Raw genomic sequence first — 24,240 nt, 5'->3', positions numbered from 1 at the left:
GGGCTTTTGGAACATAGATCAAGAGTGTGTCAGCTGCGGCGGGTCAGCGAGAACTGGGCGCCGCTGTCCTGCGTGCAGTTCAACTGGCTCTGGGAGACAAGAGCGCAGTTGACGCGCGACTGGGTGTTGCGGACCAGCGACGTCATGCTGATCTCGACAAGGGTGGGCGACAGGCTGACATAGGTGCCGGAGGCGAGAAGCGTGTTGCTGTCAGTTGACCGGGTATTGAAGGTGCCGCCCTGGAAGGTGGAGACAATTCCATTGGGGTCCACCCACGCACCTTCGACGCCCTGAGGCTGCGCCTGCGGCGGCGGAAGCCGCGGCGGCGGATTAGAGACGCAGGCAGTCAGCGTGGCGGCGGCAATCAGCACGATGCTCGCTTTCAGTTTCATGTCGGTGTCTCCCGCGGTTCGGCCGATGGTGATTTACTTTGTGAACTGTATCTACTGCAGATTCGAAAGTTTCGCAGCCCTTTTCCGGCTCTTTCAACAAGGGAGAGGCGAAAACCACGGCCTCCCCCCTGCGCAAGCACCCGTCAGCGCACCAGAATGTTGCGGAACTGCCAGGGGTCGGAGGTGTCGATGTCCTCGGGGAAGAGGCCCGGGCGTCCCTCAAGAGGCGTCCAGTCCGTGTAGTGGCCTTCGACCGGGCCGAGATAGGGCCGCTGTACTTCGAGGCACCGCTTGTAGTCCACCTCGTCGGCCTCGACGATGCCGGCCTTCGGGTTCTCCAGCGCCCAGACCATGCCGGCCAGGACGGCGGAGGTCACCTGCATGCCGGTGGCATTCTGGTAGGGAGCGATGCGGCGGGTCTCCTCCAGCGACAGGCGCGAGCCATACCAGTAGGCATTCTTCTCGTGGCCGTAGAGCAGGACGCCGAGTTCATCGACGCCATCCACAAGTTCGTCCTCGTCGAGCACGTGCTGGACGGGCTGCGCCTTGCCGCCATTGCCGAACATCTCGTGCAGCGAGAGGACGGCGTCGTTGCAGGGATGGTAGGCGTAGTGGCAAGTGGGGCGATAGGCCACCTCGCCATGCTTGTCGCGCACGGTATAGTAGTCGGCGATCGAGATTGCCTCGTTATGGGTGACGAGGAAGCCGTATTGCGGGCCGGGTGTGGGGCACCAGCTGCGGACGCGCGTGTTGGCACCTGGCTGCTCGAGGTAGATCGCCGCCTGGCAACCCTTCTTGTGCTTCTTTGCGTTCTTCGGCATCCAGTTTTCATGGGTGCCCCAGCCGAGTTCCGACGGCTGCAGGCCTTCCGCGATGAAGCCCTCAACGGACCAGGTGTTCCAGAAGACGTCGAGCGGCTTGGGGTTCTTGGTGCGCTGCGTGTCGCGCTCCGCGATGTGGATACCCTTGACGCCCAGCTTCTTCATGAGCTTCGCCCAGCCTTCGCGATCCTCGGCAGAGGGCTCCTCGAAGCTCAGCCCCGTCTCGTTCGCGAGGTCCACCAGGGCCTGCTTGACGAACCAGGAGACCATGCCGGGATTGGCGCCGCAGGTGGAGACCGCCGTGGTGCCGCCCGGGTTCTTCGCCTTCTCGCGGCGGACCGTTTCGCGCAGCGCGTAGTTGGTGCGTTCGGCGTTCTTCACCGAGGTGTCGAAGTAGAAGCCAAGCCAGGGCTCGATGACCGTGTCGATATAGAGCACGTCCAGCTTGCGGCAGAACTTCATCAGGTCGAGAGACCCGGTGTCGACCGAGAGATTGACGCAGAAACCCTGGCCGCCGCCATTGGTGAGAAGCGGCTTCAGGAGGGTCTTGTAGTTGTCTTTCGTGACGTGTGCCCGGATATGTCTGACGCCGTGCCTGGCAAGGATCTCCGCTCCGTCGTCGCGCGGATCGATGACCACCATCCGGCTCTTGTCGAACTTGAAGTGACGTTCGATGAGCGGCAGGGTCCCGCGGCCGATGGAGCCGAAGCCGATCATCACGATCGGGCCCGTAATTTCGCCATGCACCGGGTAGTTCTGTTCAGACATATCTCTCTCCTTCGCCGCCTCGGCATCACGCCGCTGCGCCGCTTGGCCGACAGGGAACGGATGGGAGCGCTGATCGCAATGCCGGCGCTCTAGATCATAAATCCCCGTCACAATAAAGAGGTTGCGAACGGAGGCTCAAAAAGCCGCATCCGGTTGCGGACCGTAGGCCTGACGGACCTGAGGAACGGGGGTCAGCCCGCCCGGTTTCGTCGCAAATGATCGACGAGTGCCCGTATGGTGGACGTCAACATCAAGGGCGTGCTGCACGGTATCGCCGCGGTCCTGCCCGAAATGACCGAGCGCGGCTCCGGCCACATCATCAACATCGCCTCGATCGGCGCCCTCTATGTCGCTCCGACTGCGGCGGTCTACTGCGCCACCAAGTTCGCGGTACGGGCGATTTCCGACGGGTTGCGGCAGGAGCGAGACGACATCCGCGTTACCTGCATCCATCCGGGCGTGGTGGAAAGCGAGCTCGCCTTGACCATAACCGATCCGACCGCCGCCGAGGCGATGAAGGACTATCGCGCCATCGCGCTGACGCCCGACGCCATCGGCCGCGCCGTCCGGTTTGCCATAGAGCAGCCTGAGGACGTCGACGTTAACGAGATCGTCGTGAGGCCCCTGCGTTCTTCAAATTAAGGAGACTGACATGCCGTGAAAGCACGCCATCCTGATCACAGCCGCGCTTGCAGGCGCGGCTCTCGGTACCGCAAAGGCGGAGGACAAGATGACCATCACGACTGAAAGACAGACGCATCCCTATGCCGGCATGTGGGTGACGGACGACAATCGTGTCCGACACGAACTCCTTCCGAATGGCCGCTACGACGAAGCCCGCGGCACGCGCGAGAGCGCCTACCAAGGCCGATATGTCGTTTCCGGCAACCATATCGACTATTGGGATGATACCGGCTTCACCGCGGACGGAGAGTTCGTCGATGACAATACGCTGCACCATGGCGGCATGATCCTGCGGCGGAAGCCCTAGCTGCCTTCCACCAGTTCCGCAGGGATCAGCCCGCGCAGGGCATTGCCGACGAAGAGCCGGCGGTTCGACAGCGCCGCCGGCTTCAGCACCTCGGAACGAGCCTTGCCTTCGCGGATCAGCTCGGCGCGCAGGATGCCGGGCAGCAGGCCGCTCGCCAGGGCAGGGGTCAGCAGCATGCCGCCATCGCCTTCGACGAAGAGATTGGTGATCGTGCCTTCGCAGACTTCGCCGCGCTCATTCAGAAGCAGCACCTCGTCCGCCTCATCCCGAGAGAATTCGGCGCGGGCGGTCTCGTAGAGGTCGCGGCGGGTCGTCTTGTGGCGCAGGAAGGCGTCGGAGGAAGAAAGCCGCTGCGCGGCTATGCGCAAGCGCCAGACCTTCTCCTCCGGTTCCGGCTCGAACGGTGAGGTGGTGACTTCCGTCCGTCCGCGGTAGGTGACGGTGAGCCGGACCCGCAACGGGCGGTCACCGCTGACGGCAAGCTTCAGCGCTGTTTCGGGATCGGCCGGGGAGAGGAAGCCGAGGGCATCGGCGGAGCGCTTCAGCCGTCGAATGTGCTGGTCGAGGCGCAGAAAGCCCTGTTCCGGTTCCCAGCGCAGAGTTTCGATCAGCGAGAGATCGCCTGATTGCCGACTGCGAACTGCGCCTTGAGAAGACATTCCTGATATTCCGCCTCGGCTGTCGAATCGAACACGATTCCTCCGCCGACATTGAAGACGGCATCGCCGTCCTTGAAAAGGGTGAGCGTGCGGATGGCGACGGAAAACTGCATCGGCCCCTTGGGATCGCACCAGCCGATCGCGCCACAATAGGCATCGCGCGGGCGATCCTCCAGTTCGTGCAGGATGCGCATCGCCCACATCTTCGGGGCTCCGGTGATGGAGCCGCAGGGGAAGAGGGCGGCCATGATCTCCGGCAGGCCGACCTCCGCCCGCAGACGCGCGCGCACATGGCTCACCATCTGGTGCACGGTCGGATAGGTCTCGATCGCGAAGAGCTTCGGGACGGAGAGGGTTCCGACCTCGCTGATCAGCGAGATGTCATTGCGCAGGAGATCGACGATCATCCGGTTCTCGGCCTGCGTCTTCTCGTCTGCCAGCATGGCGGCGACGATTGCTTCGTCTTCCCGGGGCGAGGCGCCGCGCGGAGCGGTGCCCTTCATCGGATGCGTCTCGATCCAGCCATCGTCATCAACCTTGAAGAACAGTTCCGGCGAACGCGAGAGGATAACGGGCCCGCCAAGATCGACCAGCGCGCCGTAATGAACCGGCTGGCGCGCGACGAGAGACCAGAAAGCCGCACGCAGATCACCCCGCCAGCGGGCGGTGACGGGCATGGTGAGGTTCGCCTGATAGATGTCGCCACGGCGGAGGTGTTCGTGCAGCCGGTCGAAGCGCTCCCGGTAGGTGTCGATATTCCAGGCGGTGCGGGGCTCTGTCAGCCAGTCTTCTTCGGCTTTGATCTCAGGTGGCTCCGCCAGAGCATGGCCGCTGCTGGCCGGGCCATCGAAGATGCCCATGGCCAGCAGCGGTGTCTTGCGGTTGTCGACGATCAGTGGCCTCAGCTTCTCCTCAAAGACGAAACCCGCCTCGTAGGAGAGATAGCCGGCGAGCCAGTAGCCATCCTGCCGCGCCTTTTCCAGCCAGGCGAGCGCCGGCAGCACCTCTTCCGCCGTCCGGGCGATGACGAGGTCGCGCGGTTCGCGGAACAGCAGGCTTTGCGACCGTTTGTCGTCGCGGAAGAGGACGTAGGGCCCGTGCTTCGTCATGTGAGTCTGTGCGCCCAGGAAGCCCCAATGCGCCTCACGCCTTGTCCAGCGCCTCCAGTTCGTCGATCAGCCCCTCGATCATCGACAGGCCCCTGGACCAGAAGGACGGATCGGTGGCGTCGAGGCCGAAGGGGGCCAGCAGTTCCGAGTGGTGCTTGGTGCCGCCGGCCTTCAGCAGTTCGAAGTACTTCGCCTGGAAGCCGGGTTCTGCGTTCTGGTAGACCGCGTAGAGGGAGTTCACCAGGCAGTCACCGAAGGCATAGGCGTAGACGTAGAAGGGCGAGTGGATGAAGTGGGGAATATAGGTCCACCACGTCTCGTAGCCTTCCGAGATGCGGATCGCCGGCCCCAGACTCTCTTCCTGGACCGATAGCCATAGCTCGCCGATCTGCTCCGAGGTGAGTTCGCCTTCCTTGCGGGCGGTATGGAGCTTGCGTTCGAACTCGTAGAAGGCGATCTGGCGCACGACCGTGTTGATCATGTCTTCGACCTTCTGGGCAAGCATGGCCTTGCGCTCGCGCTTGTCCTTCGTCTTGTCGAGAAGGGCGCGGAAGGTCAGCATCTCACCGAAGACGGATGCGGTTTCGGCCAGTGTCAGCGGCGTCTGCGCCATCAGGGCACCCTGTTCGCCCGCCAGCACCTGATGCACTCCGTGGCCGAGCTCATGCGCAAGCGTCATCACGTCGCGCGGCTTGCCCATGTAGTTGACCAGCACGTAGGGGTGGGCCGAGGGAACGGTCGGATGGGCGAAGGCGCCCGGCGCCTTGCCGGAACGCACGGGCGCATCGATCCACTCCTCGTCGAAGAAGCGGCGGGCGATGTCGGCCATTTCAGGGGCGAAGCCGGCATAGGCGGAAAGCACGGTTTCCTTCGCATCCGGCCAGGAAATGAGCGCCTTCGGCGTCTCCGGAAGCGGCGCATTGCGGTCCCAGAAGTTCATCTGCTCCATGCCCAGCCATTTCGCCTTCATGGCGTAGTAGCGATGCGACAGGCGGGGATAGGCGTCGCGAACGGCGGCGGCCAGCGCATCGACCACGTCGCGCTCCACCCGATTGGCAAGATGGCGGCTGTCAGCAATATCCTTGAAGCCGCGCCAGCGGTCGGAGATTTCCTTGTCCTTCGCAAGCGTGTTGGTGATCAGCGTGAAGACGCGGATGTTCTGCTGGAAGGTCTTCGACAGGGCTTCGGCGGCCTTGCGGCGCACCGGCTCTTCCGGCTCCTGCAGCATGTTGAGGGTGATCTCGAGCGGCAGCTTCTCCCCGTCGACCTCGAATCGAAGCTCCGCCATCGTCTCGTCGAACAGACGGTTGAAGGCGGCGGCACTCGTCATCGACTTTTCCAGGAAGAGCTGCTCGATCTTGTCCTCCAACTGGTAGGGCTTGTCCTTGCGCAGGTCGACGATCCAGGGACGGTAGTGTCCCGCCTGCGGGTCGCGCTCCATGGCCGCGTCCACGACTGCATCATCGATCCGGTTAAGTTCCAATGCGAAGAACAGGAGGTGGGCGGAAAGATCCGTCAGCTTCGACTGCACGTCGCCATAGAACTTGCCGTTGGCGGGGTTGGATGTGTCGGAGAAATAGGTGAGGCCGGCAAAGGAGCCGATCCTGCCGAGCAGGTCCTCCAGCGTCTCGTAATCTGTCAGCGCCTGGCCCAGCCCTTCCTTCCCTGTCTTCACGGCGGCGTCGGCGAGCCTGCCCTTCCACTTGGCTTCAAAATCGCGGCAGAGCGTGCCGGCCCGCTCCATGTCGGCCTTGAACTCCGGGGCCTCACGGGACGGATAGAGGTCGGAAAGCTTCCAGACCGGCAGCAATCCGAGGGCCGGATCGGTGGCCGCATGTTCCGCGGGTGTCTGCAGGGTCTTGTAAGGGGTGTGACGGAGCATCGACCAGTTCCTTTTATTCCTCGTGTCGCCGCCCTGTTTTCCGTGGCGGCCGTTAAAATGCAAGAGTTTCTCAAAAGAGGATGTTCAAGTCTTTCTGGCACAACCCCCGGCATACGAAGCCCTTGTTGGACATTATGAATGATGTCGGGAGCCGAGCATGATTGCCCAAATCCTTGTAGTTGACGACGATCCGGTTCAGCGCCGCCTGTTGAAGAACGCGCTCGAACGTCACGGACATGTGGTTCACACAGCCGAGAACGGTCTGGGTGGCCTAGCGTTTCTGAAGCATGGCGGCGACCAGATCAATGTCATCGTCCTCGATCTGATGATGCCGGGCCTGGATGGACTCGGCTTCCTCAAGGCGACCCGCGAGGCTGGCATCGAGACGCCGGTGATCGTGCAGACAGGTCATGGCGGCATCGAGACGGTGGTGGAGGCCATGCGGGCCGGCGCCTTCGATTTCGTCGTCAAGCCGGTCTCTCCCGAACGCATTGCGGCCTCCGTCGCCAATGCGCTCACCGTCGACCGCAAGGAAGGCCGCAGCCGGACTGCGCGCCGCTCGCGGAGCGGCGCCGTGACCTTCAGCGACATCGTATCCGCAAGCCCGGAAATGCTGCGCGTCATCGAACTGGCGCAGCGGGCTGCCCACTCATCCATTCCGGTCGTCCTGGAAGGCGAATCGGGTGTCGGCAAGGAAATGGTCGCGCGGGCGATCCAAGCTGCTAGCGATCGGGCCGGCAAGCCCTTCATCACCGTCAACTGCGGAGCCATTCCGGAGAATCTTGTGGAAAGCATCCTTTTCGGTCACGAGAAAGGCGCGTTCACGGGAGCCACCGAGCGGCATACTGGCAAGTTCGTCGAGGCCGATGGCGGAACGCTCTTCCTCGACGAAATCGGTGATCTCCCGCTGGACGTACAGGTGAAGCTCCTGCGCGCCGTCCAGCAGGGGGAGATCGAGACGGTCGGATCGGCCAAGGTGCAGAAGGTCAATGTCCGCCTGATTTCGGCGACTAACAAGGACCTTATCGAGGAGGTCAGGGAAGGGCGCTTCCGGGAAGATCTCTACTATCGTCTCAACGTCTTCCCGATCACGATCCCGGCCTTGCGCCGCCGCAAGGAGGACATCCCGCATCTCGCACGGGTCTTCGCCGACCGGTTCTCGCTCGAACAGAAGCTGCCGCGCCCGGTGACCATCGGGCCGACGGCAATGGCTCTGCTCACCGCCCATGACTGGCCGGGCAATATCCGGGAGCTCGAGAACGCCATCTTCCGGGCGGCCGTCCTGGCACAGGCGGACGAACTGACAGACGCGGATTTCCCACAAATTGCCGCACAATTGCCTGAGTTCCGATCGGAGGAATTGCGGCATGCGGAGACGGTTGCGACGGCTGCGCCGAGGGCGGCTGAAATGCACCAGCCCGCGTCCTCGCCTGTGGTGCTGCCCACCCCGGACGGCTTCATCGGTGTGCCGGTCCAGCCGGCCCGTCCGGACCCCCGCGCCCTGCTGGCTGCCGCCTATCCCGCTTCCGCCAACGTGATACCGACGACGGATACTGCCGGAGAGGTCCGCAAACTGGCCGAGGTCGAGGAGGAACTCATTCGTTTTGCACTGAAATTCTACCGCGGCCAGATGAGCCAGGTGGCGAGGAAGCTGGGCATCGGCCGCTCGACGCTCTACCGCAAGCTGAAGGACTACGGCATCGATCCGGACAACCCTCTGAAGGAGGCCGCCTGAACCGCGTCCATTAGAGATCGTTAACCTTCGCGCAAGGATGTTCTGTCACCCTCTGTCAATCTCTTGGTAGCGATTTGTTGACTCTTCGAGAGATGCTTGTGATTGTGTGGCAAATTTGCCATCGTCTCACCGCAATTGACAGTCATCACGACAACGAGGGAAGTTGTCGACAGGACGGGGACAGCCTTGCAGGATCTGAATGCGAACCAAACGCCCCATGGCGCCGGCGAGCGCGGCAACGCAACCGCTTTCCTGAGGTTTCTGGTGAAGGGTGCCGCATCCCTTGCCGTCGCAGCCTGTCTGGCGCTGCCGCTACTGTCCGTTTCCGCCACGCAGGCGGCTGCCGAGACCCGCAGCCTGAAGCTCTATTTCGTCCATACGAAAGAGCGCGCGAACATTGTGTTCAAGCGCAACGGCAAGTTCGATCCGAAAGGCCTGCAGCAGGTCAACAACCTGCTGCGCGACTGGCGCCGCAACGAGCCGACGAAGATGGACCCGCGCCTTCTCGATCTCGTCTGGGAAGTCTATCGGCGCAGCGGCGCCAACGACTATATCCACGTGGTCTCCGCCTACCGCTCGCCGGCAACGAACGGCATGCTTCGTTCGCGCAGCAAGGGCGTGGCCAAGAACAGCCAGCACATGCTCGGCAAGGCGATGGATTTCTATATCCCCGGCGTCAAGCTCTCTACCCTTCGGGCACTGGCCATGAAGATGCAGGTGGGCGGCGTCGGCTACTATCCGACATCCGGTTCCCCCTTCGTGCACCTCGATGTCGGCGGCGTGCGGGCATGGCCGCGCATGAGCCGGCAAGAACTGGTCAGCCTCTTCCCCGATGGCAATACAGTCCATCTTCCGGCTGACGGAAAGCCGCTGCCTGGCTACCAGCAGGCCCTTGCAAGCTACAAGAAGCGCCTGAGCTCGGGTCAGCAGATCGAGATCGCCAGCACGTCGGGCGGCGGTTCCGGCAAGAAGCGTCCGAACCTGCTCGCGATGCTCTTCGGTGGTGGCGACGAGGACGAGGATGCCGATGCAATCGCAGCACCGGAGCCCGTCGAGCGTCCGGCACCGGCCGTGCCTGCGGCCCGTGCCCAGGAGCCCGTCATGGTCGCTGCTGCCCAGCCACAGGAGTTGCCTGGCGTAGAAACGATCGCGGCTCCCGTGCCGCAGAACCGTCCCTCCTTCCGCAACGACGGCGGACCGGGCGGACTGGCGACGGCGCTCTATTCGCCGGCGCGCAGCACCGCCCAGGAGGCGCTCGCCGCCGCGCTTCCGGCGCAGCCAGCGCCTGCCGCGCAGCCGGAAGGCGAGGCGTTCGCCGACCTGCAGGACTATGCGATCCCGGTTCCCACGCTGCTTGGTCCGCGTGGCCTCAAGGGTGACGCTGAAGCTGGCGTGATGACCGCCTCGATCGACAGTGCGCTGCCCGAAGCCGCGCTGTCCTCCGTCCCGCTTCCCGCGGCCCGGCCGTCGGGTGCGGAGGCCCTGCTTGCATCCGCGCAAATTGAACCCGAGAGCGAAGGCGATCTTGGCGAACAGCAGGCGCTTACGCCGGCGGTCGTCGCCGCCCTGGCAGAAAGCGGCGCCTATGCCCGTTCAACGCTTGCTCCGTCCGCGCCTGTTGCCGCGGAAAGGTCCGTCGATGTCGCAGCCCTTCCTGCCGGAGCGGCCGATGTGTCAGCTGCAAACCGGCGGTTCGGCGACGGTTTCGACGCGCCGACGCAAGTTCCTGTTCCCACGAAGGGCGGCCGCAATGCCGCACTCGGCAACCGCGATGTCCAACAGGACGCCGGCCCGGCCTTGACGGGAGAGATGCTGGCAAAGTGGGCCGTGAGCAACAACCGCGTGGCCGAGGTGGCTTCGGTGAAGGCGCCGCGGGTCGTCAGCCGCACGTTGAGCACCGCCTACACCACGGCCTATGCCTCAAGCGGCTTCAAGCCAGTCACCAAGACCGCCTCGATCGACCCAAGCCGGTTCAGTCCGAAGAAGCCGATCAGCCAGTAATCCAAGATTATCACGTGAGAGAAAGGCCGCCTGCGGGCTGCTTTCTTGCGTCCGGTCTTTGCTTCTTGCCGGAAAGGCGAAAGCCCCGAAGTTGGTTTACAACGCCGGGGCCATGAGACTGAATAGGATCGGGGATGTCGCGCCGCTTAGGCGGCGTCGGCTTCCGGTGCGCCTTCGATCATTCCGAGGGCCTGCAGGTAGGTGTCGAGGATCAGTTCCTCCTCCATCCGCTCCTGATCGTCCTTCTTGCGCAACGCGATCACCTTCTTGAGGATCTTCGTGTCGAAGCCCATGGACTTGGCTTCGCCGTAGACGTCCTTGATATCGTCGGCGATCGTCTTCTTTTCTTCTTCCAGTCTTTCGATGCGCTCGACAAATGCGCGGAGTTGGTCGCGGGCGACGCCATGAGCATCAGACATCGAGGTCTCCTGTAGTGCGGGTTCTGAAGATTGGTTCGTCACCTGCCGCGAAGGGCGGCCGAGGTCAAGCCGAATCGACGGCGGCCTCAGTGATCAACAGGCTTGTTTCTCTCAAATGCGGCTTTTTGATCGCCGGATGCTTCATTCTGGTGGAGCTTCTTCCACTCCTCGTAGGGCATGCCGTAGACGATCTCGCGCGACTGGTCCTTGCTCATTTCCACGCCCGCAGCGGTGGCGGCGTCGCGATACCAGTTGGAAAGGCAGTTGCGACAGAAGCCGCCGAGGTTCATGAGGTCGATGTTCTGAACGTCGCTGCGCTCGCGCAGGTGCTGGACGAGCCGGCGGAAGGCGGCTGCCTCGAATTCCGTCTTCTGCTGTTCCGTCAGTCCGCTCATGGTCTTCTTCTCCCTTTTCGATGTCAGCTTCCATAGGGGCCGGTTCGCGAGGCAAAGACCCGGTATTCGTGCAGAGCCGGATCGTCGTTCAGCGCTGCGAAGATCGGAGCGAGACGACCGGCCCACTCATCGATGCCGACCTCGTCGCCGATCAGGTCCTGCCGCACCTCCAGAAGGGCATGCGGCGTGCCGGAAGTCATGCAGTGGCGGTACATGGTGTCACCACGAAGCGCGCCATCATAGGGCTGGTTGTCGCCGATGACGAGACCTTCCTCCCGGCGCAGCATTTCGAGCAGGGGCCGGACCGCCCTGTCATCGCTGTCCCAGAGGACGGCGGCGTGCCAGGGGCGGGGTACGCCCTTCCAGGCCGGCGTGAAGGAATGCAGCGAGAGGACGAGCGGCGCGCGCCCGCCCGCGCCAGCCTTTGCGATCGTGCGTTCCACCGCGCGGTGATAGGGACGGTGGTAGGTGTCGAGGCGCCTCGTCCACTCCTGATCCGTGATGGGGTAATTGCCGGGGATGATGGCGCCGTCGGAGATCTTCATGATCAGCGTCGGATCGTCCTCGCCGCGGTTGGGGTCGATCAGCAGCCGCGAGAAACATCCGAGCACAGCGGGGACGCCCAATTTTGCTGCCAACTGCCGGGTAAGCCCTTCGATGCCGATGTCGAAGGCGATGTGGCGGCGAAACGCACTGTCCGGCAGTCCGAGGCTTCCATACTCAGGCGGAAGGCGGTTCATCGCATGGTCGGCAAGCAGCACCATGGCGGCGTCATAATCGCCTTCTATGATCTCGAACGGTACGAAGTCTGGCATGGCAGTTGCGGGTCCCGGCATAGTGCTGGAGGAGGCTCCGGTTGATCGCATGCAGGCAGCGAAGGCGCAAGCATGGGCTCGCCGAACGATGAGTCCGGCCGCTATAATCGATTAGAGTTGCGTTGACTTTCCACCCTCGAAGGGCGAAGAAAGTGCTTCGCGAATAACCATGGGGTTCCATCGGAAGCCGTGTCGAGATCATCCCGCCTTTCCCTCACCTTGCCGCTGCGTTACGTCCCCGCTGCCGCATTCCTCGCCTCGCTGTGCATCCCGCTGTTTGCCGCCGGTGCCGCCAGAGCGGACTTTCGGGTCTGCAACGGCACGCAGAATCTGGTCGGCGTCGCGATCGGTTACCGGGCGGAGGAAGGGTGGACGACGGAAGGCTGGTGGCAGGTCCCGGCCTCGACCTGCGCCACGCTGATCGAAGGCGAACTGCAGTCCCGCTACTACTACCTCTATGCCGAAGATGCGGCACGCGGTGGCCGCTGGACCGGTGAGGTCAACATGTGCGTCGCCGAGAACGAGTTCAAGATCGTCGGCGTCCAGGACTGCTTCGCCCGCGGCTACCAGCGCATGGGCTTCAAGGAATACGATACCGGGCGCCAGGGCAGCTGGATGGTACAGCTGTCGGACGCGCCGAGCACGCAGGAAGGCCAGAATTGATGAAGCGTAACCGCAAAGTTAAAATCCTTGCGACACTGGGGCCTGCGTCATCCGAGGAAGACACGATCCAGAAGTTGCATGAAGCGGGCGCAGATCTCTTCCGCATCAACATGAGCCATGCCAGCCACGACACGATGCGCATGCTGATCCAGCGTATCCGCGCCGTCGAGACAAAGTGCGGCCGACCGATCGGCATTCTCGCCGACCTCCAGGGGCCGAAGCTGCGCGTCGGGAAGTTCGCCGACACCAAGGTGGCGCTGGAGCCGGGGCAGACGTTCACGCTGGATAATCGTGACGAGCCGGGCGATGCCAGGCGCGTCTTCCTTCCGCATCCGGAAATCCTGTCGGCCGTGAAGCCGGGCGACCGCCTGCTGATCGACGACGGCAAGCTCATGCTGCGCGCCGAAAAGACCGACGGCAAGAAGATCGTCTGTACCGTCGTATCCGGCAACAAGATCTCCGACCGCAAGGGAATCAGCCTGCCCGACACGCTTCTGCCGGTGGGCGTGCTGACCGACAAGGATCGCTCCGATCTGGATGCCGTTCTGGCGACGGGAGAAGTCGACTGGGTGGCGCTCTCCTTCGTGCAGCGGCCGGAAGACCTCGCGGAAGTGCGCAAGATCGCCCGCGGCCGCGTGGGCCTGATGTCGAAGATCGAGAAGCCGCAGGCGATCGAGCGGATCGACGAGATCATCGAACTGTCCGATGCGCTGATGGTGGCTCGCGGAGACCTCGGCGTGGAGATGCCGCTCGAGGCGGTGCCGGGCCTGCAGAAGCAACTGACCCGCGCCTGCCGCCGGGCCGGCAAGCCGGTAGTTGTCGCCACGCAGATGCTCGAATCGATGATCAGTTCGCCGGTGCCGACACGTGCGGAAGTTTCCGACGTGGCAACCGCGGTCTTCGAAGGCGCCGACGCCGTCATGCTCTCGGCGGAATCCGCCTCCGGCGATTATCCGGTCGAAGCGGTGGCGACCATGGCCTCAGTTGCCAGCACGGTCGAGCAGGATCCCTATTATTCGAACATCATCTACGCGCAGCGGCCGACGCCGGAAGCAACGGGCGCAGACGCCATTTCGCTTGCGGCCCGGCAGATCGCCGAGACGCTGAGACTCTCCGCCATCGTAACCTACACCTCGTCCGGCAATACAGGCCTGCGCGCCTCGCGCGAACGGCCGCAGGTTCCCATCATCGCGTTGTCGCCGATCGTCCAGACGGCAAGGCGGCTTTCGGTCTGCTGGGGCCTGCATTGCGTCGTCTCCCATGACGCAGAGGATCTCGACGACATGGTCAATCGCGCCTGCCGGATCGTCGTTTCGGAAGGCTTTGGCGCTCCGGGCGACCGCATCATCATTTCGGCCGGTGTACCGCTCGGCACGCCGGGCGCGACCAACATGCTGCGCATCGCCTATATCGGGGCGGACGGACAGAGCGGCATCTGATTCCGGTCAGGAGCGAGGGGCGCTCTGGCCCCTCAGGCGGGACTCGGCCGCGCGGGCGATAGCCTCGAGATCGCGGTCGTGCCCCGCCAGCTTTTCCAGCGCTGCCACGGCCACATCCGGTACGACATAGTCAGGCTTATGTCCGAGGTTGTCGATCCAGACGAGGTCGGCATGCTCGATATCTCGCTTCAGGCCGACCGAGTGAATCTCCTCGGCAACGATGGCGTCGCGGTTTCCGGTTATCACAACGGTCGGTGCGGTGATCGAGCTGTATCGGGCCGCCACCTGCTTCACGTATTCGTTGAGATTGGCGACGTCGATCGCGTTGTTGCGGAAGTTGCGGGGGCGAAGGACGAGCGCCGGCGCGCCTTCCGTCACGTATTTCTCCGGACGGGGGTTCGGGTGGAAGACGGAGTGGGTCGCTCCATCGATGCGCACCAGCCCGGCCGGCAGCGCCACAAGGCGGCTGAAAAGCCATCCGATGTAGGGCTTCTTTGCCAGGTCGTAATACCAGTCGACGCCGCCCGGCCAGGGATGGGTGGCGGGCGCGAGGAAGAGCAGTCCAGCCGTCTTTTCGGGGTGCTCCAGTGCGAAGCTCGCGGCGATCGCGCCTCCGAACGAGTGGCCCAGGATAATGGCACTTTCGATGCCGCGCAGTTCCATCAGCCGCGCAATGGCATCTGCCTGGCCATCGGGCCATGCATTCCGTTCGCTACCGCGCTCCGAATATCCGTGCCCGGGACGATCGACGAAGAGCAGGTCGGCGCGGCCCTCAAGCCGACTGCGGAACGCCGTCTCCTGATCGCGCAGGTTGCCGCTGGCCCCATGGATGAAGACGATCGGCGGCAGGTCCGCATCCTCGCCCGCAGGGACGAACAGCGAGTTCATCCGGAACCCGCCGACATCGATCAGTTCGCCGTGATTGGGAAAGCTTTGCTCGATCGCGCGCGCCTTCCAGGCGGTGAACCCGAAGGCGGCCGCGAACAGCCCGGCAATGGCGAGGGGAAGGATGACCATCGGGCGAGGAATCCTCAGGTGCGGCTGCCGGCAAGCTTTTCCTCAAGCTTGATCGCCGCCTCCTGGGCATCCCGGTCTGCAGGATAGACCGCGAGGTATCGCTGCCACGCCTTCAGCGCCAGTTCGTCCTGACCATTCTCGGCCAGTATTCCCGCAAGCCCGGAAAGGGCACCGAAGTGACGCGGCTCCCGGATCAGGACCTGGTTGATGTCTGCCATTGCCTTACGACGATCGCCCATGGTGAAGTGAAGGCCGGCGCGGCGGTTCCATACCTCCGCATAGTCGGGCTTGAGGATGGTCGCCTGATCGAGGAAGTCGAGGGCGGCTGCGTTGCGCTTCTCGTTTGCGGCCTTCGTCGCCCACTGCATCAGAAGGTTGACGGTGGCGCTGCCCGAATCATCCCACTCGGCCAGTATCTGGCTGGCGATGCCGCGGGCCTTGTCGGGGTTGCGTTCCCGCTTCAGGGAATCGAAGAGACCGGCAAGTGTGGCTTCCGGTGAGGCCTGTGTGGCCGGGGCGGCGGCAGGTTCGGAAGGCTGCGCCGATGCCGCAGAGGCCGCGGCGAGGACGGAAACAAGGGGCAGGCTGAAACGAAAATGGCGCATGCGGAAATATGTAATCCGCATGCGCCGAAGGTCAAACCCGAATAAGCCTGCGCTCGACAAATTGAACGGTACCGGCTGGGCCGATGCCGCAGTGCCGATCAGCCCTGGCGGGCCTTGAAGCGCGGGTTCTGCTTGTTGATGATGTAGACGCGGCCCTTGCGGCGAACCAGACGGTTGTCGCGATGGCGGGCCTTCAGCGCTTTCAGCGAATTCTTGATCTTCATTGCTCTTGTCCGCAGGTTTACGAGCGTTTGGGCCCGCTTGTCATTACAATCAAAAGCGCGCCGCTTTTTCCCAGGAAGAAGGGCGCGCTCTCAAGGTTGGCGTGCAGATACCGCGACGCATCGCGCCTGTCAACCATTCCGCTGCTTTTTGGGGCCGGTGAGTTGCGTCACGTGACCCATCTTGCGGCCGTCGCGGGCCTCCGTCTTTCCGTAAAGGTGCACCAGAACGTCCCGTTGCCCGAGCCATTCCGGAACGTTGCGGATGTCGTCGCCGATCAGGTTGGTCATCACGCAATCGGAATGGCGCGCGGGATCGCCCAGCACCAGGCCTGAGACGGCGCGAATGTGCTGTTCGAACTGCGAGACGACGCAAGCCGCCTCCGTCCAGTGGCCGGTATTGTGGACGCGCGGGGCGATCTCGTTGGCGACGAGGCTGCCGTCCGGCATGACGAAGAATTCGATGCCGATGACGCCGACATAGTCGAGGGCGTCGAGAAGTCTGCGGGCCCCCTCCGCGGCATGGACCGTGGTCGCATCCGAGATGCGGGCGGGCAGGGTCGAGGTGTGGAGAATGCCGTTGCGATGGACGTTCTCAGCAGGATCGTAGCAGGCGACGGTGCCGTCCCTGCCACGAGCGGCGATGATGGAGATTTCCCGCTCGAAGGCGACGAGGCTCTCCAGGATCAGCGGCACCCGGCCGAGCGAATCGAAGACACCCGCCGGATCGTCCTCCTGCGAGCGGAAGAGACGCTGGCCCTTTCCGTCATAGCCGAGGCGGCGGGTCTTGAGCACGCCCCGATCATCGAAGTCGGCAAGTGCCTTTTCCAGGTCGTCCTGGCTGTCGACCGCACGGAAATCGGCGGTGGCTATGCCGCAGTCGTTCAGGAAGCGTTTCTCCGTCAGCCGGTCCTGCGCGACCTCGAGCGCTCTCGGCGGCGGATAGACCGGCACGGACTGCTGGAGCCTCTCTGCCGCCGCAACCGGGACGTTCTCGAATTCATAGGTGACGAGCTGGCAGGCGCGGGCGAGCGCGTCGAGCGCCTCCGGATCGTCATAGGGAGCAACGATCTGTTCGCTGGCAAGCTGTGCGGCAGGGCAATCGGATTGCGGTTCCAGCACGATGATGCGGAAGTTGAGACGGGCAGCTGCCATGGCCAGCATCCGGCCCAACTGCCCACCACCGATGATCCCGATCGTGGTGGCGCTCATCAGCCTTCGTCCATAGGGTATTCGGCAACGCTGGCGCTCTGGTCGGCGCGCCATTCGTCGAGCCGGTCGGCAAGATCCTCGTCGCCGAGCGCGAGCACCGCGGCGGCCAGCAGCGCAGCGTTAACAGCGCCTGCACGCCCGATCGCGAGCGTGCCGACGGGAATCCCCGCGGGCATCTGGACGATGGAGAGAAGGCTGTCCTGCCCGGAGAGGGCCTTGGATTGGACGGGAACACCAAAGACGGGAAGGGGTGTCATGGCCGCCGTCATGCCAGGGAGATGCGCTGCTCCGCCGGCGCCAGCGATGATCACCTTGAACCCCTCGTCGCGGGCGCCCCTGGCGAAGCTGACGAGCCGGTCCGGCGTGCGGTGGGCGGAGATGATTCTCGCTTCATAGTCGACATCGAGCGCGTCGAGCGTATCGGCGGCATTCTTCATCGTCTCCCAGTCGGACTGGCTTCCCATGATGATGGCGACTGCAGGTCTCTCGGAGGTCATCCGCATATTCCCCCTCAGGCGATGATGTCGGGCAGGATCTGGTCTTCCAACTGGGTGATCTTGTCCTTGATCACCAGCTTCTTTTTCTTCATGCGCTGAATGCGCAGGGCTTCGCTGCCAACCTGGATCATCGCGTTGATCGCGGCGTCATAATCCTCGTGCTCCTGACGGAGCCTCGCAAGCGCCAGCCGAATATCCGCCTGTTCCTGGTCCGCCATTTCCACTGTCCCCATTCAACTCGAAACCTGTGCCCGATCGTCGGTAATGTGCGCAAGCTCCTACCACCAAACGGCATTAACTGGAAGTTATGCACGGCCACCAATTTGCCGCGCTGAAGCCTTGTTTTCACCTTCGACAAACGCCGCGGTTCATGTCACAATTTCTTCGTAAACCTGAAGCCTCCGGCTCAAAGGGATGGCCGGGGCAGGTTGCCAAGGAGGACATGCCGCATGACCATTCAGGCTCATATTGCATCGCTTGAAAAGAAGCACGGTGCTCTCGAAGAGGAGCTCCAGAGCGTTCTTGCGTCTCCCTCTGCCGACGATCGCGAGATCGCAGACCTCAAGCGCCGCAAGCTTCGTCTCAAGGACGAATTGCAACGTCTGAAGGCGTCGACGCGCCACTAAACCCTCAAGGAGAATGTCCCGCCGCCGGTGCCAGCCACAGCGGTGCTACTCAAGGCGGCAACGAAATCATCCACCCAAGCCTTCTGGTCGTGGCCATCTGCTGGTCACGACCAGAACTGGTCCAGCCAGAGGTTCAACCTGTCGAACCCGCTGTTGTTGACGGAATAGATCCGGCGGGTTCCCGCGACATTCACCACGACCAGATTACAGTCGAGCAAGGCCTTCAGGTGCTGCGAAACCGCGGGCCGGCTGATCGGCAGACCCTCCGCAAGTTCCCCAACCGTTCTCGGTGCGCGACGAAGCTCCTCCAGCAGGTGGCGCCGGTGCGGATCGGCGATGGCAGCGAAGGGGTCGGTGCTCGTCATGACCGCAGGCTAGCCCAAGCCTTGCCGGGAGACAATCCTGTTTGTGCGCTGCAGCAAGGCCGCCGCAAAAGGTGATGCGGCTTGCCCGAAACCGGGAGCCGACCTAGGGTTCGCTCTGGAGACGGGAGGTGGGCGATGGGCTATGCCAGAGAAGACTATGACCAGGCGTTCGAGGACGCGTGTCAGGCGCTAAGTTCGCCGGGCGAACTGGACATGGTGCGAGGGCAGATGCTGCGGGTGGAGGAGGTCCTATGGCTGGCGCTCCGCCGCGTCTTCGCAGGGATCGCGGTGGCGGTCGCTTCACTCGTCGTCCTGCCGCCGGTCTATCTCCTGGATCTACCGCAGTCGCTCGCGACGGGCCTGTTGGTCACCGGAAGCCTGCTCGCGGTCTCGGTCCTGGTCTACTGGCTTTGCCGCCTCGTGTTCCACCTCGAGATATCGAGCCGAATCAGGGGGCGACGCTTCGGCGAAGGTCTGATCGAGCCTGATGCCTCAGGCCAGTGAATCCCAGAGAAGCTTCAGACCGGTGACGAGGGCGAGGCCGTAGGTGAGCGGATAGAAGACCTCGGTCTTCAGGTTGCGGATGATCCAGGCTCCGAGCATGGTGGCGACGAGGGCGACGGGAAACAGCGTGGCGGATGCGACGAGGTTTTCCGCGTCGAGCGCGCCGAGCGCAAAATAGGGTATCAGCTTGATCGCGTTCACCAGGGCGAAGAAGCGCACGCTGGCGCCGGTATAGGCTCGCGGATCGAGCTTGAGTGGCAGGACGTAGATCTGGAAGGGCGGACCGCCCGCGTGGGCCACGAAACTGGCATAGCCGGAAAGCGTGCCCCAGAGTGTCGCGCGAACGGGGCGGTGCGGCAGCGGTGGCGCCTCGCCCCCCGCATGCGGCCACCACGCCTGGTAGAAGTATCGGGCGGCGAAGAGGATGGTTGAGACGGCGATCACGAACTTCAGGACGTTCGGGGAGACATAGGCCGAGGTTGCCCAGCCGAGAGCGATCCCAACAATGCCACCCGGCAGCAGTATCAGCAGCGTACGCCTGTCATTGTCGTTGCGCCACGCCCAGAGGGCGACGATATCCATGACGATCAGGATGGGAAGGAAGATCGCTGCAGCCTGTAGCGGATCGACGACGAGCGCCAGGATCGGAACGCCCATCAGCGCAAAGGCGCCGCCGAAGCCGCCCTTGGACAGGCCGACGAGGATGACGGCCGGAATGGCCGCCAGGAAGAAGGTGAGATCGAGAGGCATGGCAGATGGTTGATCCAGCTATCGGTCCGGTCTATCGAACGGGAGGAAAAGGCGAGAAACTACTCGTCTCACAATTTCGCGGTACAGGAAACACCATGACCGACGTCGAGAACCGCTGCCGCCTCGTCCTGATCCTTCCTGCCGGGGACGATGTGCAGACCCTAGCGAACCAGCTTCGCTCGGCGCTGGCCGGGGGCGACGTGGCGACCGTCATCATCCCGCAGTACGACCGGAACGACCACGCGTTCCAGGCCTTGGCCGAGACCGTGGTGCCGATCATCCAGGCGGCGGGTGCCGCCGCGCTGGTGGCGGGCGACAGCCGGGTCGCCGGACGAGCCAAGGCCGACGGCCTTCATGTGGCAGGAAAGAAGGAGGAACTGGACGACGCCATCGTCAAGTTCACGCCGAAGATGATCGTCGGCGCAGGCGGCGCCACGGAGCGTCACACGGCGCTGGAGATCGGCGAACTGCAGCCCGATTACATCTTCTTCGGCAAGTTCGACGGCGACATCAAGCCCGAGCCGCATCCGAAGAACCTGGCGCTTGGCGAGTGGTGGGCGTCGATGGTGGAGATCCCCTGCATCGTCATGGGTGGCAACGACGTCGCCTCCGTAGTGGCCGTCGCGGAAACCGGTGCGGAGTTCGTGGCCCTGCGGGAGGCCGTCTTCGGCGGCGCGCAAGCGGCGGAACACGCGGTCGCGGAAGCCAACCGGCTTCTCGACGAAAAAGCGCCACGGTTTGACGCTTGATGAACGGCATGCGCCCGTTTTCGCTTTCGACCATTGTTGCCCGGCTCCTCCTCGCCACTACGGCGGTGCCCTCCGTACCGGCGGTCGATGCGGCCGCGCAGGAGGCGCAACGGGCGATGACTCGACCCGTCGAACCCGATGCCCAGCCGATGAAGAAGGGCAGGGTAGGGGAAGGCAGCGAAAGCGCGCAGCCGGATGGTATCGTCCCTTCCGGCGGCGTAGAGCTCTATCAGCGAATGGGGGCAGCCCTTCCTCCCGCACCGGAAGAAAAGCCAAGTGACAGGCCCGTGGACGAGGCCTATGGCGCCTACCAGCGCGGCCTTTACGTGACCGCGCTGGCCGAGGCACTGCCGAGGGCAGAGGCGGGCGATGCCGCCGCCCAGACACTGGTCGCGGAAATGATGTCCAAGGGGCTGGGGATCAAACGGGATGCGAAGACGGCAGCCTTCTGGTACGGACAGGCCGCGGAGCGGGGTGATCCGGCCGCGATGTTCGAATATGCCCTGATGCTGATGACAGGCCGTCATGTGGAGCGCGACAAGGCGAAGGCGGATGACTACATGCGCAGGGCGGCGGAGGCGGGCAACGCATCGGCGCAGTTCAACTGGGCCCAGATCCTGGTTTCCGACAATCCCGGCGAGAAGGGACTGAAGCTCGCGCTACCATTCTATGAAAAGGCGGCGGAGCAGGGGCTGGCGGACGCGCAATATGCCGTCGCCCAGCTCTACGTGACGCTTGCCGACACTCCGCAGGAGAAGAAGGCGCAGGCCCGGACGTGGCTGCTGCGCGCCGCAAAGGCCGGCTATGATACGGCGCAGCTCGATCTAGGGCTTTGGCTGGTAAACGGTGTTGCCGGCGAACGTGACTTCGACGGAGGTTTCCAGTGGATGCGGGTCGCGGCACTGCGCGGCAACGTCGTGGCGCAGAACAAGCTTGCCCATCTCTACATCAATGCGCTCGGAACCCGGCCCGACCCGGTGGAGGCGGCGAAGTGGTACGTCCTTTCCCGCCGCGCGGGCCTGGCCGACCCGGAGCTCGAGGATTTCTTCCTCGGGATCAACGAGGAGCAGCAGAAGAAGGCGATCGAGGCCGCCAACCGGTTCCGGCGAAGCTGATCAGCGGGCGGTTGTAAGCGCGTGCCAGACGATGAGTGCGTGTCCGGCTGCCAGCGTCAGGAGGACGAGGAGCCAAAGGCCCTTGTAAAGTCGCGGCGAGGCTGAAGCCTTCGGATCGAAACGCGGCTTGACTGCAAAGAGCAGCGTGGCGAAGGCTGCGGCCACCGGGACTATCGAGAGTGCGAACGGAGCCGGCGCATAGCGGTTCGGCGTGCCGTCCGACAAAAAGTGGACAGCCAGCTCGACTTCGGATCCCCGGAGCCACCATCCCCAGATCGATGCGGCCACCATCGCTGTCAGGAGAACGGCGCTTGCGGTCAGCGGCAGGGTCATCTTCATCTGTCTCTCCGACGCATGCGGTCCAAATGGTAGTCATCATCTAGAGGTAGCGCGGATCGTCGCAAGAGCGGGGTCCCTGGACGACTTGAATTTCCCTCGTTTTTGTGGTCTTGAACCCGCCGATCACTACATTGCCTGACAAGGCGTCCCGCGGCAGTTCACATGCGGGACAGGCTTCCGCAATCCAAGGACCTTCCCGCATGGCACGTTCCGCCCTTCTCAACGTCATGGTTCAGGCTGCCCTCAAGGCCGGCAAGTCGCTGTCGCGCGACTTTGGCGAGGTGCAGAACCTGCAGGTTTCGGTGAAGGGACCGAGCGACTTCGTCTCCCAGGCCGACCTGAAGGCGGAGAAGATCGTGCGGGACGAATTGCTCAAGGCGCGGCCGACCTACGGCTTCCTCGGCGAAGAAAGCGAGGAGATCAAGGGAACGGACGGCGCCCATCGCTGGCTTGTTGATCCTCTCGACGGAACGACGAACTTCCTGCACGGCATTCCGCAATTTGCGGTCTCGATCGCGTTGGAGCGCAACGGCGAGATCGTCGCCGGCGTCGTCTTCAATCCGGCGACGGATGAGCTTTTCACAGCCGAGAAGGGCGGGGGAGCATTCCTGAACGACCGCCGTCTGCGGGTCGCGGCGCGGCGCGTCTTGTCCGATTGCGTGATCGGCTGCGGGGTTCCGCATCTCGGGCGCGGCAATCACGGCAAGTTCCTGGTCGAGCTTCGCCACGTGATGGGCGAAGTAGCCGGCATCCGTCGCATGGGTGCGGCAGCGCTCGACCTTGCCTATGTGGCGGCCGGACGGCTCGACGGCTTCTGGGAAGCCGAGCTTTCTCCCTGGGACATGGCGGCAGGCCTGGTGCTGATCCGCGAGGCCGGCGGCTTCGTCAGCGACATGAGGGGCGGGACCGACATGTTCGGTGAGCGTACCGTCGTCGCCGGCAACGAGCACATCCAGAAGGCCCTGCTCGAGGTTGCCAACCGGCCCGTGCCCACGCGATAGCCGCAAGCCGGGCCGCCATCCCCGGCTGTGGACGGTTACGCACTTCAATTCGTCTCATTTTTCCACTAGCCTCCGGCAAACAGGATCGGAGGCCGAGTCACGACATGGTGGATGCGAGAGTGGACGATCTGGATGAGGCGGAAACCGGCCGGGCCGGCTACAGCCACAAGCTCTCCAATCCCGTCCCCTTTCTGTGGACGATGCTGATCTTCCTCATCCTTGTCGGGTTCATCGCCGCCATCCTCTACCGCCAGGCGCACACCGCCTTCATGACCAATCCGGGACTGAACGGCTTCATCCTCGGCGTCCTGATCATCGGCATCGTGCTGGTCTTCAACCAGGTGATCAGTCTCATTCCAGAGGTCCGGTGGTTCAACTCGTTCCGGGCCGCCGGAAGTGCGGACAAGGTTGGTCGCGAGCCGCGCCTGCTTGCTCCGATGCGGGCCCTCATCGGCCGGCGCCGGATGATGTCGCTGTCTCCCTCCTCGCAGCGCTCGATCCTCGATTCCATCGGCACCCGCCTGGACGAGTCGCGCGAGATTTCGCGATACCTGATCGGGCTCCTCGTCTTCCTGGGCCTGCTCGGAACCTTCTGGGGCCTGATCGGCACGATCAGCTCGATCAGCACGGTGATCCAGACGCTCGATCCCAATGGCGGGGACACGAACGACGTGCTGAACGCGCTCAAGAGCGGCCTCACGGCGCCGCTCTCCGGCATGGGGACCGCCTTTTCGTCATCGCTTCTCGGCCTCTCCGGCTCGCTAATTCTCGGATTCCTCGATATCCAGGCCGGCCGCGCCCAGAACCGCTTCTATACCGAACTGGAAAACTGGCTGTCGTCGGTCACCGACATGGGGTCCGATATCTCGCCGGCCGCGGCGTCGGCGCTTGGACCGAACGAGGAATTGCGGGCGCTGACCGAGCAGTTGCGGAAGCTGTCCGCCGTCCAGTCGAGGTCGCCGGACGGAGCGGTCAACGAGAAGTCGCTGTCGGCAATGGCGAACCTCGCCGAGGGCATTCAGGGGCTCGTGAAGAACATGCGCAACGAGCAACAGATGCTGCGCGACTGGATCGAGGCGCAGCAGGAGGAGGCGAAGGCGCTGCGCCGGACATTGGACCGTCTTTCCGAGAAGATCGGGAGCAAGTAGCC

27 protein-coding genes and 2 pseudogenes are annotated in these 24,240 nt (G+C 63.7%); 12 read left to right on the top strand and 17 right to left on the bottom strand.

From position 1 onward, the window contains the following. Positions 1–29: 29 nt before the first annotated feature. Both omp10 and NT26_RS13030 read right to left on the bottom strand, forming a co-directional pair. Positions 30–392: an outer membrane lipoprotein Omp10 gene (omp10, locus tag NT26_RS13035; RefSeq protein WP_052639314.1), complete on the bottom strand. Its 363-nt coding sequence runs from the start codon at positions 390–392 to the stop codon at positions 30–32. A gap of 143 nt (positions 393–535) precedes the next feature. Next, entirely contained in the window at positions 536–1,981 is a 1,446-nt protein-coding gene (locus tag NT26_RS13030; protein ID WP_052639312.1) for a homospermidine synthase, read from the bottom strand. Positions 1,982–2,212: 231 nt separating this feature from the next. Between NT26_RS13030 and NT26_RS13025 the strand changes: the two are divergent. Further along, a pseudogene (locus tag NT26_RS13025) lies at positions 2,213–2,623 on the top strand (SDR family oxidoreductase); the annotation flags it as partial. Positions 2,624–2,651: 28 nt separating this feature from the next. After that, complete coding sequence (locus tag NT26_RS13020; RefSeq protein WP_244467697.1) at positions 2,652–2,972, top strand: Atu4866 domain-containing protein; 321 nt, start codon at positions 2,652–2,654, stop codon at positions 2,970–2,972. Here NT26_RS13020 and NT26_RS13015 read toward each other — a convergent pair. The 3 genes from NT26_RS13015 to NT26_RS13005 are packed head-to-tail and all read right to left on the bottom strand — an operon-like array spanning position 2,969 to position 6,622. Further along, complete coding sequence (locus tag NT26_RS13015) at positions 2,969–3,631, bottom strand: aminotransferase class IV family protein (protein WP_052639308.1); 663 nt, start codon at positions 3,629–3,631, stop codon at positions 2,969–2,971. The genes NT26_RS13020 and NT26_RS13015 overlap by 4 nt on opposite strands. Continuing rightward, on the bottom strand, positions 3,580–4,740 hold the full coding sequence (locus NT26_RS13010) for an aminodeoxychorismate synthase component I (protein WP_052639306.1): 1,161 nt from the start codon (positions 4,738–4,740) through the stop codon (positions 3,580–3,582). Before NT26_RS13010 ends, NT26_RS13015 begins: the two co-directional genes overlap by 52 nt. A gap of 34 nt (positions 4,741–4,774) precedes the next feature. Beyond that, the gene (locus NT26_RS13005) at positions 4,775–6,622 is read right to left on the bottom strand and encodes a M3 family oligoendopeptidase (protein WP_052639304.1); all 1,848 of its coding nucleotides are present in this window, start codon (positions 6,620–6,622) and stop codon (positions 4,775–4,777) included. Between the two features lie 157 nt (positions 6,623–6,779). Here NT26_RS13005 and NT26_RS13000 point away from each other — a divergent pair, with 157 nt between their 5' ends. After that, entirely contained in the window at positions 6,780–8,357 is a 1,578-nt protein-coding gene (locus NT26_RS13000) for a sigma-54-dependent transcriptional regulator (protein WP_052639301.1), read from the top strand. 186 nt (positions 8,358–8,543) lie between these two features. Further along, entirely contained in the window at positions 8,544–10,358 is a 1,815-nt protein-coding gene (locus tag NT26_RS12995; RefSeq protein ID WP_162197791.1) for a peptidoglycan L,D-endopeptidase MepK, read from the top strand. A 146-nt stretch (positions 10,359–10,504) separates the two neighbouring features. Here the strand turns inward: NT26_RS12995 and NT26_RS12990 are convergent, their stop codons facing one another. From NT26_RS12990 to NT26_RS12980, 3 genes are all read right to left on the bottom strand, one after another. After that, a complete protein-coding gene (locus NT26_RS12990) occupies positions 10,505–10,777 on the bottom strand; it encodes a DUF2312 domain-containing protein (RefSeq protein ID WP_052639299.1) in 273 nt (90 codons plus the stop codon). Positions 10,778–10,863: 86 nt separating this feature from the next. After that, the gene (locus NT26_RS12985) at positions 10,864–11,172 is read right to left on the bottom strand and encodes a DUF1244 domain-containing protein (RefSeq protein ID WP_052639297.1); all 309 of its coding nucleotides are present in this window, start codon (positions 11,170–11,172) and stop codon (positions 10,864–10,866) included. Between the two features lie 23 nt (positions 11,173–11,195). After that, a complete protein-coding gene (locus tag NT26_RS12980) occupies positions 11,196–11,987 on the bottom strand; it encodes an N-formylglutamate amidohydrolase (protein ID WP_152338616.1) in 792 nt (263 codons plus the stop codon). Between the two features lie 270 nt (positions 11,988–12,257). Here NT26_RS12980 and NT26_RS12975 point away from each other — a divergent pair. Both NT26_RS12975 and pyk read left to right on the top strand, forming a co-directional pair. After that, a pseudogene (locus NT26_RS12975) lies at positions 12,258–12,650 on the top strand (DUF1036 domain-containing protein); the annotation flags it as partial. Continuing rightward, entirely contained in the window at positions 12,650–14,089 is a 1,440-nt protein-coding gene (gene pyk, locus NT26_RS12970) for a pyruvate kinase (protein WP_052639292.1), read from the top strand. The pseudogene NT26_RS12975 and the gene pyk, both read left to right, overlap by 1 nt. Before the next feature lie 6 nt (positions 14,090–14,095). Here the strand turns inward: pyk and NT26_RS12965 are convergent, their stop codons facing one another. From NT26_RS12965 to NT26_RS12940, 6 genes are all read right to left on the bottom strand, one after another. After that, positions 14,096–15,106, bottom strand: a complete 1,011-nt coding sequence (locus tag NT26_RS12965) for an alpha/beta fold hydrolase (RefSeq protein ID WP_052639290.1) — start codon at positions 15,104–15,106, stop codon at positions 14,096–14,098. Positions 15,107–15,120: 14 nt separating this feature from the next. Continuing rightward, complete coding sequence (locus NT26_RS12960; RefSeq protein WP_082077697.1) at positions 15,121–15,711, bottom strand: tetratricopeptide repeat protein; 591 nt, start codon at positions 15,709–15,711, stop codon at positions 15,121–15,123. Positions 15,712–15,809: 98 nt separating this feature from the next. Beyond that, the gene (ykgO, locus tag NT26_RS12955) at positions 15,810–15,935 is read right to left on the bottom strand and encodes a type B 50S ribosomal protein L36 (protein ID WP_003497670.1); all 126 of its coding nucleotides are present in this window, start codon (positions 15,933–15,935) and stop codon (positions 15,810–15,812) included. Positions 15,936–16,064: 129 nt separating this feature from the next. Beyond that, positions 16,065–17,144, bottom strand: coding sequence for a 5-(carboxyamino)imidazole ribonucleotide synthase (locus tag NT26_RS12950; RefSeq protein ID WP_052639286.1), 1,080 nt, complete (start codon positions 17,142–17,144; stop codon positions 16,065–16,067). Further along, positions 17,144–17,641 carry a 5-(carboxyamino)imidazole ribonucleotide mutase gene (gene purE, locus NT26_RS12945; RefSeq protein WP_052639284.1) on the bottom strand — a complete coding sequence of 166 codons (498 nt, stop codon included), beginning with the start codon at positions 17,639–17,641 and terminating at the stop codon, positions 17,144–17,146. The genes NT26_RS12950 and purE overlap by 1 nt, the downstream gene beginning before the upstream one ends. A 14-nt stretch (positions 17,642–17,655) precedes the next feature. Then, entirely contained in the window at positions 17,656–17,859 is a 204-nt protein-coding gene (locus tag NT26_RS12940; protein ID WP_052639282.1) for a YdcH family protein, read from the bottom strand. Between the two features lie 231 nt (positions 17,860–18,090). Between NT26_RS12940 and NT26_RS22185 the strand changes: the two genes are divergently transcribed. Beyond that, on the top strand, positions 18,091–18,267 hold the full coding sequence (locus NT26_RS22185; protein ID WP_065814533.1) for a YdcH family protein: 177 nt from the start codon (positions 18,091–18,093) through the stop codon (positions 18,265–18,267). A gap of 104 nt (positions 18,268–18,371) precedes the next feature. On the opposite strand, the gene NT26_RS12935 is transcribed toward NT26_RS22185, so the two are convergent. Then, positions 18,372–18,632 (bottom strand): ArsR/SmtB family transcription factor, encoded by a 261-nt coding sequence (locus NT26_RS12935; protein ID WP_052639280.1) that lies wholly within the window; start codon positions 18,630–18,632, stop codon positions 18,372–18,374. Between the two features lie 135 nt (positions 18,633–18,767). Between NT26_RS12935 and NT26_RS12930 the strand changes: the two genes are divergently transcribed. Beyond that, entirely contained in the window at positions 18,768–19,136 is a 369-nt protein-coding gene (locus NT26_RS12930) for a hypothetical protein (protein ID WP_052639278.1), read from the top strand. Here NT26_RS12930 and NT26_RS12925 read toward each other — a convergent pair. Next, a complete protein-coding gene (locus NT26_RS12925; RefSeq protein ID WP_052639276.1) occupies positions 19,125–19,886 on the bottom strand; it encodes a sulfite exporter TauE/SafE family protein in 762 nt (253 codons plus the stop codon). The genes NT26_RS12930 and NT26_RS12925 overlap by 12 nt on opposite strands. Before the next feature lie 95 nt (positions 19,887–19,981). On the opposite strand from NT26_RS12925, the gene NT26_RS12920 reads away from it, so the two are divergent. Continuing rightward, entirely contained in the window at positions 19,982–20,635 is a 654-nt protein-coding gene (locus NT26_RS12920) for a thiamine phosphate synthase (RefSeq protein WP_052639274.1), read from the top strand. Further along, on the top strand, positions 20,635–21,750 hold the full coding sequence (locus NT26_RS12915) for a tetratricopeptide repeat protein (RefSeq protein ID WP_052639272.1): 1,116 nt from the start codon (positions 20,635–20,637) through the stop codon (positions 21,748–21,750). Before NT26_RS12920 ends, NT26_RS12915 begins: the two co-directional genes overlap by 1 nt. On the opposite strand, the gene NT26_RS12910 is transcribed toward NT26_RS12915, so the two are convergent. Next, positions 21,751–22,089, bottom strand: a complete 339-nt coding sequence (locus NT26_RS12910) for an SdpI family protein (protein ID WP_052639270.1) — start codon at positions 22,087–22,089, stop codon at positions 21,751–21,753. Positions 22,090–22,289: 200 nt separating this feature from the next. On the opposite strand from NT26_RS12910, the gene NT26_RS12905 reads away from it, so the two are divergent. After that, a complete protein-coding gene (locus NT26_RS12905) occupies positions 22,290–23,090 on the top strand; it encodes an inositol monophosphatase family protein (RefSeq protein ID WP_052639268.1) in 801 nt (266 codons plus the stop codon). Between the two features lie 104 nt (positions 23,091–23,194). Next, a complete protein-coding gene (locus NT26_RS12900) occupies positions 23,195–24,238 on the top strand; it encodes a hypothetical protein (protein ID WP_052639266.1) in 1,044 nt (347 codons plus the stop codon). The last annotated feature ends 2 nt before the right edge of the window (positions 24,239–24,240 follow it).

It is taken from the genome of Pseudorhizobium banfieldiae, from assembly GCF_000967425.1.
GTDB lineage: Bacteria > Pseudomonadota > Alphaproteobacteria > Rhizobiales > Rhizobiaceae > Neorhizobium > Neorhizobium banfieldiae.
This window is presented reverse-complemented; position numbering and strand designations above follow the sequence as displayed.